This is a genomic window from Vibrio sp. M250220, from assembly GCF_036533795.1.
In the GTDB taxonomy this organism is placed as follows: Bacteria; Pseudomonadota; Gammaproteobacteria; order Enterobacterales; family Vibrionaceae; genus Vibrio.
In genome coordinates this window covers 1-12459 of record NZ_JATABI010000031.1, presented here as the reverse complement: position 1 = coordinate 12459, position 12459 = coordinate 1, and the positions used below count along the sequence as shown (strand labels likewise).

Annotated in this window: 12 protein-coding genes and 1 pseudogene; 6 read left to right on the top strand and 7 right to left on the bottom strand. The window is 44.9% G+C overall.

The window, feature by feature from the left end:
* Window positions 1–9 precede the first annotated feature (9 nt).
* The 6 genes from yigB to lptM are packed head-to-tail and all read right to left on the bottom strand — an operon-like array spanning window position 10 to window position 4606.
* Window positions 10–732 carry a 5-amino-6-(5-phospho-D-ribitylamino)uracil phosphatase YigB gene (yigB, locus tag QTN94_RS11860; RefSeq protein WP_331427747.1) on the bottom strand — a complete coding sequence of 241 codons (723 nt, stop codon included), beginning with the start codon at window positions 730–732 and terminating at the stop codon, window positions 10–12.
* Between the two features lie 2 nt (window positions 733–734).
* Window positions 735–1661 carry a tyrosine recombinase XerC gene (xerC, locus tag QTN94_RS11855; protein ID WP_331427746.1) on the bottom strand — a complete coding sequence of 309 codons (927 nt, stop codon included), beginning with the start codon at window positions 1659–1661 and terminating at the stop codon, window positions 735–737.
* Complete coding sequence (locus QTN94_RS11850; protein WP_269378393.1) at window positions 1633–2337, bottom strand: DUF484 family protein; 705 nt, start codon at window positions 2335–2337, stop codon at window positions 1633–1635. Before QTN94_RS11850 ends, xerC begins: the two co-directional genes overlap by 29 nt.
* A gap of 26 nt (window positions 2338–2363) precedes the next feature.
* Window positions 2364–3194, bottom strand: a complete 831-nt coding sequence (gene dapF / locus QTN94_RS11845) for a diaminopimelate epimerase (protein WP_331427745.1) — start codon at window positions 3192–3194, stop codon at window positions 2364–2366.
* Window positions 3195–3204: 10 nt separating this feature from the next.
* Window positions 3205–4458 (bottom strand): diaminopimelate decarboxylase, encoded by a 1254-nt coding sequence (gene lysA, locus QTN94_RS11840; protein WP_331427744.1) that lies wholly within the window; start codon window positions 4456–4458, stop codon window positions 3205–3207.
* 28 nt (window positions 4459–4486) lie between these two features.
* Window positions 4487–4606 (bottom strand): LPS translocon maturation chaperone LptM, encoded by a 120-nt coding sequence (gene lptM / locus QTN94_RS20655; protein WP_419723661.1) that lies wholly within the window; start codon window positions 4604–4606, stop codon window positions 4487–4489.
* A gap of 75 nt (window positions 4607–4681) precedes the next feature.
* On the opposite strand from lptM, the gene cyaY reads away from it, so the two are divergent.
* Entirely contained in the window at window positions 4682–4996 is a 315-nt protein-coding gene (gene cyaY, locus QTN94_RS11830) for an iron donor protein CyaY (RefSeq protein ID WP_331418019.1), read from the top strand.
* 60 nt (window positions 4997–5056) lie between these two features.
* Here cyaY and QTN94_RS11825 read toward each other — a convergent pair whose 3' ends face one another.
* A complete protein-coding gene (locus QTN94_RS11825; RefSeq protein WP_331427743.1) occupies window positions 5057–7585 on the bottom strand; it encodes a class I adenylate cyclase in 2529 nt (842 codons plus the stop codon).
* A 333-nt stretch (window positions 7586–7918) separates the two neighbouring features.
* Here QTN94_RS11825 and hemC point away from each other — a divergent pair, with 333 nt between their 5' ends.
* The 5 genes and pseudogenes from hemC to QTN94_RS11800 all read left to right on the top strand — a co-directional run.
* On the top strand, window positions 7919–8857 hold the full coding sequence (gene hemC / locus QTN94_RS11820) for a hydroxymethylbilane synthase (protein ID WP_138972209.1): 939 nt from the start codon (window positions 7919–7921) through the stop codon (window positions 8855–8857).
* Window positions 8858–8863: 6 nt separating this feature from the next.
* Window positions 8864–9607 carry a uroporphyrinogen-III synthase gene (locus QTN94_RS11815; RefSeq protein WP_331427742.1) on the top strand — a complete coding sequence of 248 codons (744 nt, stop codon included), beginning with the start codon at window positions 8864–8866 and terminating at the stop codon, window positions 9605–9607.
* A gap of 3 nt (window positions 9608–9610) precedes the next feature.
* Window positions 9611–10819, top strand: a complete 1209-nt coding sequence (locus tag QTN94_RS11810) for a uroporphyrinogen-III C-methyltransferase (protein WP_331427741.1) — start codon at window positions 9611–9613, stop codon at window positions 10817–10819.
* Window positions 10819–12006, top strand: coding sequence for a heme biosynthesis protein HemY (locus QTN94_RS11805; RefSeq protein ID WP_331418024.1), 1188 nt, complete (start codon window positions 10819–10821; stop codon window positions 12004–12006). Before QTN94_RS11810 ends, QTN94_RS11805 begins: the two co-directional genes overlap by 1 nt.
* Window positions 12007–12252: 246 nt before the next feature.
* Window positions 12253–12459 (top strand): annotated as a pseudogene (locus tag QTN94_RS11800) (transposase); the annotation flags it as partial.

The following is a 12459-nucleotide window of genomic DNA, read 5'->3' as shown; positions in this document are numbered from 1 at the left end:
AGTTGTTAGTTACTTCCCTATCAATAACAATAAGTCAGACAATCGGTTTACTTCAACATCCGGGATAACTTTCACCTTATCATGTTGATACAAATCGATATTTTGATCGTTGAACCAGCAAGCCTTCATTCCACTGCGCTTGGCGCCAAGGACATCTGAGACCAAGTGGTCACCAACGTGCAAAATATCCTCAGCGGGTATCGCCAAAAATTGTTGCGCCTTATCGAAGAGATCTCGATGGGGTTTTGCATAACCATCTGGGCCAGCTTTCAGCACCAAAGAGAAGTAGTCAGCTAAACCAATTTTTTCCACATCAACATTACCATTAGTGATCGCTACCAAGGGTATCTGATTAGCCAGCTCGGCCAATACCTTGTGAGATTCTAACGGTACTGTGAAATCGCTCCGAAGCTCTAAGACACGCGCAATCGCCTCTTCAGCCGCCGACTGTGCTTGCTGCGGCTGATAACCAAGCAAAATCAGTCCCTGCTCAATTTGTTTATAACGCCATAGCGTCACATCGTTAGGTAACCAGCTATCTTGTTTTGCCAAGGTTCGTTTTAAATCATACCACCAGCTTAGCGGCTGAGTCGTAGAGATAGGGTGTTGGTGGTGCAACCATTCAACCACCTGGCGTTCAACCTGACGAATGATTGGACGATTATCATAAAGCGTGTCATCAAGGTCGAAAGTCATTGCTTTGACTGCTTGCCATTGGCGGAAAAATTGCACAATTAACTCCCTTTCTTTTTCGCTCTTGGGTGTGCCTGATCGTAAACGTCAGCCAAATGTTGAAAATCTAAATGGGTATAGATCTGAGTGGTTGAAATATTTTCATGCCCTAACAGCTCCTGAACCGCTCGTAGATTATTACTCGACTCCAACATATGTGTGGCAAATGAATGTCGCAGCTTATGGGGGCTAATGTGGCTCGCGACAGACTGTTTATGGCCCCACTCCGCCATACGTTTTTGAACATTCCGGTGCGATATCCTAACGCCAAGCTTTGAGACGAACAAAGCTGGCTCATCACTCTTCGCTAAGCTAGAGCGAACTTTCAGCCATTTGGTTACCCATTCCGCCGCCATTCCAGAGAAAGGGACTTTGCGTTCTTTATCACCTTTACCGATAACACGCAGTTCACCGGAAGAAAGGCTCACATCCTTAAGGTTTACATTGACCATTTCAGCCAAACGAAGCCCTGCACCATACATCAGCTCCATCATTGCGCGATCTCTAATCGCTAATGGATCATCTTCATTCACCTCAAGCAATTGACCTACTTCATCAACATCGAGATTTTTAGGCAAAGGACGTTTTTTACGTGGCGCAGAAACCCCTTTGGCTGGATTTGCAGTCAATTCGCCGCGCAAAATCAGAAAGTCAAAAAAGCTACGTAACGAAGAGAGACGAGTAGCAATACTGCTGGCCTTCATCCCATCACGCATTCCCTTGCTGGCAATTTGGCGCACCCATCCAGCGTCCACTTGTTGCCAACTTTTCAGACCAAGATGAACAAGGTGACTTGCGATGGTTTCAAGCTGTTGTTTGTAATTGCGCTGGGTATGCAAGCTCAGCCCCTTTTCGCTTCTTAAATATTCATAGAAGCGTTCCAGAGGCTGTCTTAGTCCGTTAGGAAGAGGAGTTACTGATTCGCTCATGCTCTTCACATTGCCAAGGCAGGCTTTCAATCAAATGAGATAACACCAGCGCCAAGTGACGCAGGAATAAGGTGTCCATATGGGGCTGGAAATGACCACCATCACCGCTTGAGAACATCAGTACTCCTTGAAGTGCTTTCTTATACAAGGGTAGCACGACATACGAACCCATTTCTGGTGCTCGAGAGTTTTCACCTAGCAATAATTCGCGATCTACTTTGCGCATACGCCCCAAGTAAGCACTCTTACCATTTAAATGATTGGTCGCAAAACGCTGATAGTTTTCTTTATTCAATGAGTAGTAGCCCGATTCGCTATCAAGTAAGCGCACATAAGCCACTAATCCTAGTGATTTGGCCATATTTTCAATGGCTTTTACTACCGAAAACAGAGTGTCACATTTGAGGATCTGCTCTTGCAGCTCCATAAACTCATGAAATGTTCTGTCATTACTTTTAGCCAGAGACATCAATGAGGTGATCTCTTCTTCTAACTCTTCGATTCGCTGACGCTGCCGGTTCATTTGCACATGAACCAGAGAAACAGCACCTTGTTCCTGACTTGGCAGTGCCAGTCGGTCCACTAAATCACGTCGATGAGTAAAAAAGTCTGGATTGTCACTTAGGTACTCGGCTACCACTTCAGCCGTCAGTGCATCCGCTTCAATTTGAGACACGTTGAATCCTTGTTATTATTTTATTCTTAGCAGCTTAGCTGACCATCAAACACATGGGTAGCAGGGCCTGTCATGTATAACGGTTTCCCAGGTCCTTGCCAGCTAATGTGCAGCGAACCACCAGGCAGGTTCACTTTAACGCTTTCGTCTAATAGCCCTTGGATGATACCAACAGCTACCGCACCACAAGCACCACTGCCACACGCTTGAGTCTCACCAGCCCCTCGCTCATAGACTCGTAGGTTGATTTCATCTCGTCGCAATACTTGCATGAATCCAGCATTAACGCGCTCAGGGAATCGCTCATGGGACTCTAGAAGAGGTCCTAATGTGTCGACATCAGCCGTAGCGACATCATCAACCACAGTCACCACGTGAGGGTTACCCATGCTGACTGCACCACAGAATAAGGTTTTTTCCCCTGTACGCATGATGTACGTTTTTTCAGTCTGCTTCGCTTTGAAAGGAATCTTACTTGGTTCAAATTCCGGCACTCCCATGTTCACCGTAACCTGATCATCTTCCTCTATGTTCAGTACCATTTTACCCTTTTTAGTACTGACACTAATGCTGTACTTGTTAGTTAATCCTTTCATTCGGACAAAGCGAGCAAAGCATCGAGCACCATTACCACACTGTTCAACTTCACTACCATCAGCGTTAAAAATTCGGTAGTGGAAGTCGGTTTCAGGATCGTATGGAGCTTCCACGACAAGCAGTTGGTCAAAACCAACGCCTGTGTGACGATCCGCCATGCGACGGATCAAATCAGGGGAAAAGAAAATATTTTGAGTAATACAATCAACGACCATGAAGTCGTTACCCAAACCGTGCATTTTTGAAAAATGGAAATGCATAAGACTTCAATTACTCCGGAAGTACGTTTTCAAGTGCCCACAAACTGGATAGTTCTTCTCTTTGGCGCACTAAGTAAGCTTGATCGCCATCAACCATGATCTCTGCTGCACGAGAACGAGTGTTGTAGTTGGACGACATGACAAAGCCATAAGCACCAGCAGAACGTACCGCTAGCAAATCATTTTCCTCAATCACTAGCGAACGGTCTTTACCGAGAAAATCACCCGTTTCGCAGATAGGTCCCACCAAGTCGTAAGTCATTGGTTCGCCTTTGCGAGGGCAAACAGGCACGATATCTTGCCATGCTTGATAAAGCGCTGGACGCATTAGATCATTCATTGCGGCATCAATAATGGCGAAATTCTTGTGTTCGGTATGTTTAAGGAATTCAACCTTAGTCAGTAAGACACCTGCGTTAGCTGCAATCGCACGGCCGGGTTCAAAGATAAGCTCCAAGTCTTGATGATTTTCAAGACGACCTAGCAGTGCCTTCGCATAATCAGAAGGCTCTGGTGGCAGCTCATCACGGTATACCACCCCTAAACCACCACCAACATCAAGATGATCGATCTTAATACCTTGGGCTTTTAGATCATCAATAAGTGCGAGCAAACGATCGGTTGCATCGATAAACGGTTCAATATCGGTTAGCTGAGATCCAATATGGCAGTCAATACCGCGAATCTCTAAGTTCTCTAGACTTTGAGCAAATTTATAAACCGCAGGTGCACGATCAAACGCAATACCAAACTTGTTATCACGTAGGCCAGTTGAAATATAAGGGTGAGTATTTGCATCGACATCTGGGTTAATGCGCAGCGAGATCGGCGCTTTAAGACCAAGCTCTCCAGCAACCTTGTTGAGGCGCTCAAGCTCTGGCTCAGACTCTACGTTGAAACACTTGATCCCCAGCTCTAGCGCTCGTTTCATCTCGGCTTCGGTTTTACCAACGCCAGAGAATACAACTTTGCTTGCTTCACCACCGGCAGCAATGACTCGTTCCAGTTCACCACCAGACACAATATCAAAACCAGAACCCAGGCGAGCTAACACATTCAATACACCAAGGTTTGAGTTTGCTTTGACGGCATAGCACACCAAATGTGGGTGCTCACCTACCGATTTATCAAACGCGTGCCAGTGACGCTCAAATGTTGCGCGTGAGTATACATAAAGTGGCGTGCCGTACTGTTGTGCAAGTTCTGTTAGTGCGACATCTTCGGCCCATAGCTGGCCATCATCCTGATAGTTGAAGTAATCCAAAGTACTTTCCCTTATATTCTGTTTCTAATTATTGTGAAGACTGCTCGTTCTGCTGAGCATCTTCAGGCATGTAAAGCGGTCCAGTTTGACCACAGCCAGCTAAGCCAAGCACCGAAAAGATAAAAAGAGCTAAGATCGATTTTTTCATTGGTTGTATCGTGATTATTCTATCAATGCCCCCTATAATCGCACCACACTCAAGAAAAGCAATAGGATAGATTAGATGAACGATACGGAATTTCATCAGTTAGTAGATGTTCAAATGCAAATCATCGAGGAAATGATTGATGATTCAGGTGCGGACATCGATTACGAGACCTCTGGCAACGTAATGACTTTGGAGTTTGAAGACCGCAGTCAAATCATTATCAACCGTCAGGAACCAATGAAAGAGATCTGGCTAGCATCTAAATCTGGGGGGTTTCACTTTGCTCTAGTTGATGGTAATTGGACGTGTTCAAAGACTGGACTAGAACTTATTGCTATGGTTAAGCAAGAGTGTGAAAAACACTGCGACGAAGAGATCGAGTGGGCCTAAGGCATCATCCCTGCCCAACATAAAAAAAGAGCATCCTTAGATGCTCTTTTTTGTATTCGTTTATGCATTGACTATCTTGTTTGGCCTAGTGTAACTGGCGCCATCATTTCGATAAGGAACAATATAAGGTTCGTCATCTTCTGGACGAACAATCTGGTAGTACTGAGGCAAATTGAAATTGATCAGTTTCGAAGAGAGCGGATTTTCATCTTTCACCGAGGTATAAAAACTGTTCACGCTCGCAATCATCTCATCTTTCTCACCTTTAAACTGGTGATAGACTTCCACTCGATTCGATTCGTCCAACACGTAGATATTGAAGCCTTTATCAGTATCTTCAAAAAAGAACTGAATCAAACCTTCGCTAGCAAAACCATCAACCACTTCAGGCAACTGATAGTCCTGTTCCTTATCTAGCATCAGAAGTGGTGAACCTTTCAACTTGTTGGTCGAAATACTGCGATAAAAATCTACCGAGTTTTCCAACATTTGAACCGAAACACCACGACGTTCATAAAAAAGACCGTAAGTTTGCTGACCTATGCGTAAAGCCTTAAATCGACGACGTTTTTCTTGTTCAACTGGCTTGAGACGTAAATCAATACACTCTGCCAATAACTGATAAACCTTGTTGCGCATGACGCCACGTAGATTTTTGCTGTAACAGAACACATCAACTGACTCTGGCGGGATCGCATCCTGATGCATTTTCCCTAGCACGGTTTTCAACCCGTCCAGCATGGCCGTTTCACCTTTAAAATGCAAAGTACGCACTTCATGCCACGAATTGCGGTAAACCAAATCAACACTGCCGACTAGGCATTTCTGCTCAGGACCAAAGCTAAAAATATCTGTGGTTTTAGGATCAAGCTTCAAAGACTTACCACTCAGGTCTGCTGTTGGATCGTTTTCAAAGTTGATAAACATCGCCAGTTGACTAATTTCACATGGGCTAGCTAACGCTTGCATTGTCGGTCGGCGTTTACGCAGTGAGAATGTATTACGTAGGTCACTCACCATCTGATAGAACTTGTCGATGTCGAGGTGAGCATCACGAATCACAGAATGCAAACGAGTCGATTCTGTAATCAAACCATTGAAGAATGACCATGCGACTAGCTTACTCAAATACTCGTTATGTTCTAACGGCGCCTGACCGATAATACGGTGTGGAGTCAAAGGTTGTTTATACAGATACCAACCCGCTTTATTTGTCCGTCCTGGACGAACTTCAATAAAGGTGAGGTCAGGCTCATGCAAATCAGGAGAAATCTGAGGATTAAGCAGCGTAACTTTACCTGGTAACACTTCAAACGCAGCATACAGCTTACGCGCCAAGATACTAATATCCTGAGGGCTAATGGCAGAAGTAATATCGTTGCGACGAGCAAACTGAATAAGATTCCGGTAGCTCTGCATCAAAGCGTCCAGCAGCGCATGGTGCACAACTTTGACTTGCTCTACTTTCCAGTTACGACGGTCATCAAGCTCTTCAATAACAGAGTCTGACCAGTTCCACTGCTGTACTAGCTCACTCAGCGCTTCACGACGCCATTCCACCGAACCCACACTTGGTTCTCTAGAAAGCTTTTCGTGCGTTTTAAGATAAAAACAGCGGCGCACTAAATCTAAACGCGTGGTATCTCCAATACGTTCAAGATAACGAGTCACCTTTTCTAGCATTAGGTAATACGCATCCATCCCGTAAAGATCCGGCTCATGCGCAAAGAAACGTCGCTTAGTATCTAGGCTCAACAGCTGGGTATTTGGGTACTCCCACGAATAGGCTTCTAATAAAATGGCTTTCAGAACCGACTTGTATGGCGAGTCAATACTCTTGTAAAGCTGCCATAGATTCGAGCCAAAATACTCCTCTGCAGGAATTCGATTCAATTTGCCGAAGTCAATCCACTTAGAGCAATCGATATATCCTTTACTGCACAGGTCTTTTACATATTCGTCGTAGCACTCTTCCATCTCAGTTGGAACAATCTGCCACAGCAAGCGCTGGCCAGCGAGGCGGACAGCACTGCGATAAAACTCATCAAGTAACAGTAGATGCTGAGATGAACCACAGTTGTCACCGGTCATTTCTTCAGAATGATTTGAACGGAAACGTTGCTCATCCATTAAGAAGAAATTCGCTTCAACACCCTGAGTTTGTGCCCAGTCAGTGATCAGTAAACATTTGTTGGTTAGGCTTTCTCTTTCCTCGCATTCCATCTCAGGTGATACACATACCCAAATATCCAGATCACTGGAGGTGCTTTGCCCAATAGAAGATGTACTTCCCATGGTATAAAGACCGAGAATCGCTGGATTTTCACTGGTAGGTAGAGGCTGTCCAATGGTTAATTGGCTATCTTCAACGAATTGCTGCTGAATGTCGTTAAGCTCAAAATCACAAATACCAAAAGGAACGTTGGCATCAAAGTAACCAGGAAACAGAGGATGGTTGAAATGGAGTAGAGTTGGGATCAGATGGAAGACTCGTTGACTTGGTAAATCCATAAGCGCCAGCGCACGTTCAATACGTTGCTGGTTAAGGTTATCAAGTCTCTTTATTAACGTCTTGGTGTAAGCCTGCAAGGGAGCTTCCTTGGTTCATATCCTAGATAGTGCCTGACTAAAAACTGTCCTAAAGCACCAACAAAACGTGATCAATCTAACATTTTTATTTGGATTGGTAAAGAAATGTACGATCTGATCTACACAATTTTGTCCATCTGAAGTTGCCGCTCTTAGTGTGGTACGTAACTGCTCTTAATAATAATAGCCTATTTTACAAACGAGACATTTATCACACTCTTTCGATGATTTTGTGCTAGCAAACATCAATCCCTCACCCGAATGAATATGCAGTAATGCATTTTTAGCCGACAGTGGTAGGATTAGCGATTATTTTGGTATCAGCAGAACACTATGACTCAAACAACTCCAATTCGTATCGCTACACGTAAAAGTCCACTTGCGCTTTGGCAGGCTCACTATGTTAAAGACGCATTACAAGCTGCTCACCCAGGTTTGGAAGTTGAGCTAGTGACCATGGTAACCAAAGGCGACATTATCTTAGATACACCGCTAGCAAAAGTGGGTGGTAAAGGTTTATTCGTTAAAGAGCTTGAAGTCGCCATGCTGGAAGGTCGAGCAGATTTGGCCGTCCACTCGATGAAGGACGTTCCTGTCGATTTCCCTGAAGGCCTAGGCCTAGTCACCATCTGTGAGCGTGAAGATCCACGCGATGCTTTTGTATCCAACACATACAGCAGTATTGATGAACTCCCCCAAGGAGCAATTGTGGGCACTTGTAGCCTGCGTCGTCAATGTCAACTTAAAGAGGCTCGTCCAGACTTAGTCATTAAAGAACTGCGTGGCAATGTTGGCACTCGTCTCAGCAAACTGGATGCTGGCGAATACGATGCCATCATTCTTGCTGCCGCTGGCCTAAAACGCCTTGAACTGGAAGAGCGTATCAAGAGCTTTATTGAACCAGAACAGTCCTTACCAGCAGTTGGACAAGGGGCAGTCGGTATTGAATGTCGCTTAGACGATGAACGCCTTATTGAACTCCTAGAGCCACTAAACCACAAAGAAACCGCAGACCGTGTTCGCTGTGAACGCGCAATGAACCTAACCCTAGAAGGTGGATGTCAGGTGCCAATCGGTAGTTACTCGCTCATTGATGGCGACAACATCTGGCTACGTGCTTTAGTGGGTGAACCAGACGGCTCTAAGATCGTTCGTGGTGAGATCCGTGGCGCTCGTGCAGACGCAGAAGCTCTAGGTGTCGAACTTGCTAATCAACTATTGGCAGACGGCGCGAAAGAGATTCTGACTAAACTGTACGCAGAACACGAGTAAATCACTATGGCAGTACTGGTCACTAGGCCGGGACAACAAGGCCTTTCCCTATGTGAGCAACTTTCGAAGGTTGGAGTTTCCAACCTTCACCACCCTCTTATACATATCCAGCCCGGTGAGCACTTAGCCGGATTAGAGAATCGAATAGCTGAAGTTGACATCATCATCGCAGTTAGCCAGCACGCAGTGGAAGCGAGCGATCGTTTCCTCTCACAATTGAGCCTAACTTGGCCTTCACAGCCGATCTACCTTGCCGTTGGTCAAAAAACTGCACATGTTTTGAGCAAAGTGAGTCAACAAAAAGTACACTACCCAGAAATTAGTGACAGCGAACATCTACTTAATCTGGATGTACTGCAAAACGTCACCAACAAATCAATCCTCATCTTGCGTGGAAATGGCGGGCGAGAACTCATCTTCGATACGCTCTCTGCACGAGGTGCGTGTGTTGAATATAGAGAAGTATACAAACGAGAAAACCTAGCTTTCCGCTCAGATTTACTCGTACCGTTCTGGCAAGATAAAAACATTAATCAATTAGTCATCACCAGTTCAGGTCAGCTCGACTACTTTATTTCGCAGTTTAATCAACAACAACGGGACTGGTTATTTACGCTACACCTCTACGTACCTAGCGAGCGTATAGCGCAACAAGCACGAGAAGTCGGTTTTAAAGTGGTCACCAATACTTTCAGTGCCTCGAACCCAGTGTTATTGGCTGCTCTCCGGCCAGACAAAACAGGACAATAAGTCATGACAAGCAAAAATAAAAACGAAAACATTGCCCCTGACCAAGAAAAAGATAAGGCAGCGGACGCAAACAAATCGGAAACAACAGCGTCTGCAGAAACAGCGGTAGAGACAGCAGAGCAAGTCTCACCAGCCAAGGAACCAAAACCTAGCGAAGCCGCGAAAACTCAAGCTGAAGATAAACAAGCCAAACGTGGCGTTAAGCTCGCGACTGTTGCCATCGTTATTTCGGTCCTTTTCGGTGGCGGTCTTACCTTCCAAATGCAACAAAAGAACGCTGAATACCAAGCGCAAATTAGCGCATTACAGACTCAGTTGCAGCAAACTCAAAACTCGGTTCAATCTGAACTTGAAGCGACCCAGCAGCAAGCCATCGCCAAAGCGACAGAAATCACTCACCGTGCAGAAACCGTATTAGCTCAGCAACAAAAAAGCATTGAAAGCCTTCAGTTAGCCGTTGCTGATGTGAAAGGGCGTCGGCCAAATGACTGGCTTCTCGCGGAAGCAGATTACTTGGTAAAACTGGCAGGACGTAAACTCTTTCTTGAGCATGACGCGGTAAGCGCAACCAAACTGATGGAAAGTGCGGACCAGCGCATCGCTGCACTGAACGACCCAAGTTTAGTTCCACTGCGAAAAGCGATGGCCAACGACATTACTAAGCTAAAGACCATTCCATTAGTTGATCGTGAAGGTTTAGTGCTACGCATTACAGCACTACAGCAACAGGTAGATAAACTCCCACTTGCCAATGCCCTACTTCCTGAAGCAGATAAGCAGCAAAAACCTGTAGTTTCAGAAGACATCTACGACTGGCAAGATAACCTAATTACTTCACTAAAAGATTTCTCTGACAACTTCATCACTTTCAGAACTCGTGATGGCAACGTTATTCCACTCCTATCACCTCAGCAGCACTTCTACTTAAAAGAAAACATTAAGGCGAAGTTAGAAACAGCGATTAAGGCCGTCTACGTAGAACAGCAAGAAATCTACTCGACTGCGTTAACAACCGCAGACAAATGGTCATCAACCTTCTTTAACCAAGACTCAAATGAAGTGAAAGAGTTTAATAAAGCTCTAGAGCTATTGAGCTCACAAAAGGTTCAAGTTGAGTATCCGGTTAAGCTTGAAACCCAACAGAACCTATCTGATGTCATTCGTGAACGCCTTCGTCGTGAAGTAACGACTCTAGTATCGGAGGATAAGTAATGTTTCGCCTTATTTTTCTCTTTGTCGTACTCGGATTAGGACTGTTTGTTGGTACTCAGTATGCAGGTCAACAAGGCTATGTGCTGATCTCAATTGCCAACAAAACCATCGAGATGAGTGTCACGACTTTAGTCATCTTCGTTATTGGCGCGCTAGCAGCACTGTTCGGTTTAGAGTATCTGATTAAGAAAGTATTCTATGCGAGTTCAGCGACATGGAATTACTTCAGCGTACGTAAAATGAGACGCTCACGCCGCTACACAAATGAAGGAATCATCAAGTTGCTCGAAGGTGATTTCAAGCTCGCAGAGAAAAAAGTGACTCGTTGGGCCAATCATCATGATATGCCACTACTCTGTTACTTAGTTGCATCAGAAGCAGCACAAGGCATGGGTAATGAAGCACAGCGTGATCGTTACTTAGAACTGGCAGCACAGCAAGAAAACGCTGAGCTAGCGGTTGAGCTCACTAGAGCCAAACAACAAATTCGCGATGCTAAGTACAACCAAGCTCTTGAAACGCTGTCAGGCTTGAAACATAACTATGCCAACAACCTAATAGTGCTGAACTTACTCAAACAGGTTTACATTGAACTGAAGCTTTGGCAGCCGCTTTTGGACTTACTGCCAAAACTCGTGAAGAATAAGATCGTGACCGAAGAGGAACAAGAGCCATTAGCACAACGAGCACAATGCGGCCTGCTTACTGAAGTTGCAGAGCAAAAAGGGAGTGAAGGACTGATCGCTCACTGGAATGCACTACCACGCAAGGTGAAATCAGACGCTCACCTAGTGGAGTGCTTTGCGAAACAACTCATCAACCGTCAGGCAGATAACGAAGCGTTTACTTTAATTAAAGAAACACTTAAGAAGCATCCGAATTCTGAATTATATCGCTTACTTCCTGAGCTTAAACTCTCAGACAGCCATCCAGTTATCACCTTCTTAGAAGAAGTTCTAAGAAAAGATACCAATAACGCACAAGCAAATAGTGCTTTAGCGCAGTTCCACCTACGTAATGAAAACTGGAGTGGCGCTCAACAGCACTTAGAGAAAGCGCTCTCTATACGTTCAAACGTCTCAGATTACGGTCTACTGGCGGATGCCCTAGAGAAACAAAACCTAACTAAAGCCGCACATGAAGTCTCAAAAAAAGCACTGACTCTGGTCAGCGGCCCTGCTGCTTAACACTAGCAAGTACTTTAGAAAGCCACCTAATCAGGTGGCTTTTTTTTGGTTCATCGCGGATAAGCGGGAACTCAAAACAAAAACGGTAGAAAGTGATAGAGTTTTATCGCCAAACAAAACCTACACAAACTACCGTTTTCATGCCGAATAATACTTTCCTATCGTCATTCTGGGAAGGCTTTCAGATCGTAAAGTCTCATAAAACTGACTCATTAATATCTATCACCCTAATTCCTGACTCAGTTGCGTCAAATCGTCATGGACGAATTTGCCATATTCAAGGGGCATCGTTATGCCACGGTTGTCGCAGATGCACAAACGCACCAAGTGCTCTGGATTGGTCTAGGTAGAGCACGCAAGGACATACGTCCCTTCTTTGAAACTCTTGGAGAATACGCTCAAAATATCGAAGTTGTGGCAATGGATATGAACACAGCTTTTGACCTAGAAGTC

What these genes read in the sequence shown, in the direction of transcription:
- dapF (WP_331427745.1), bottom strand. Translation starts at nt 3,194, where the DNA reads ATGCATTTCCATTTTTCAAAAATGCACGGTTTGGGTAACGACTTCATG.
- xerC (WP_331427746.1), bottom strand. Translation starts at nt 1,661, where the DNA reads ATGAGCGAATCAGTAACTCCTCTTCCTAACGGACTAAGACAGCCTCTG.
- QTN94_RS11810 (WP_331427741.1), top strand. Translation starts at nt 9,611, where the DNA reads ATGACAAGCAAAAATAAAAACGAAAACATTGCCCCTGACCAAGAAAAA.
- QTN94_RS11805 (WP_331418024.1), top strand. Translation starts at nt 10,819, where the DNA reads ATGTTTCGCCTTATTTTTCTCTTTGTCGTACTCGGATTAGGACTGTTT.
- lptM (WP_419723661.1), bottom strand. Translation starts at nt 4,606, where the DNA reads ATGAAAAAATCGATCTTAGCTCTTTTTATCTTTTCGGTGCTTGGCTTA.
- QTN94_RS11815 (WP_331427742.1), top strand. Translation starts at nt 8,864, where the DNA reads ATGGCAGTACTGGTCACTAGGCCGGGACAACAAGGCCTTTCCCTATGT.
- hemC (WP_138972209.1), top strand. Translation starts at nt 7,919, where the DNA reads ATGACTCAAACAACTCCAATTCGTATCGCTACACGTAAAAGTCCACTT.
- cyaY (WP_331418019.1), top strand. Translation starts at nt 4,682, where the DNA reads ATGAACGATACGGAATTTCATCAGTTAGTAGATGTTCAAATGCAAATC.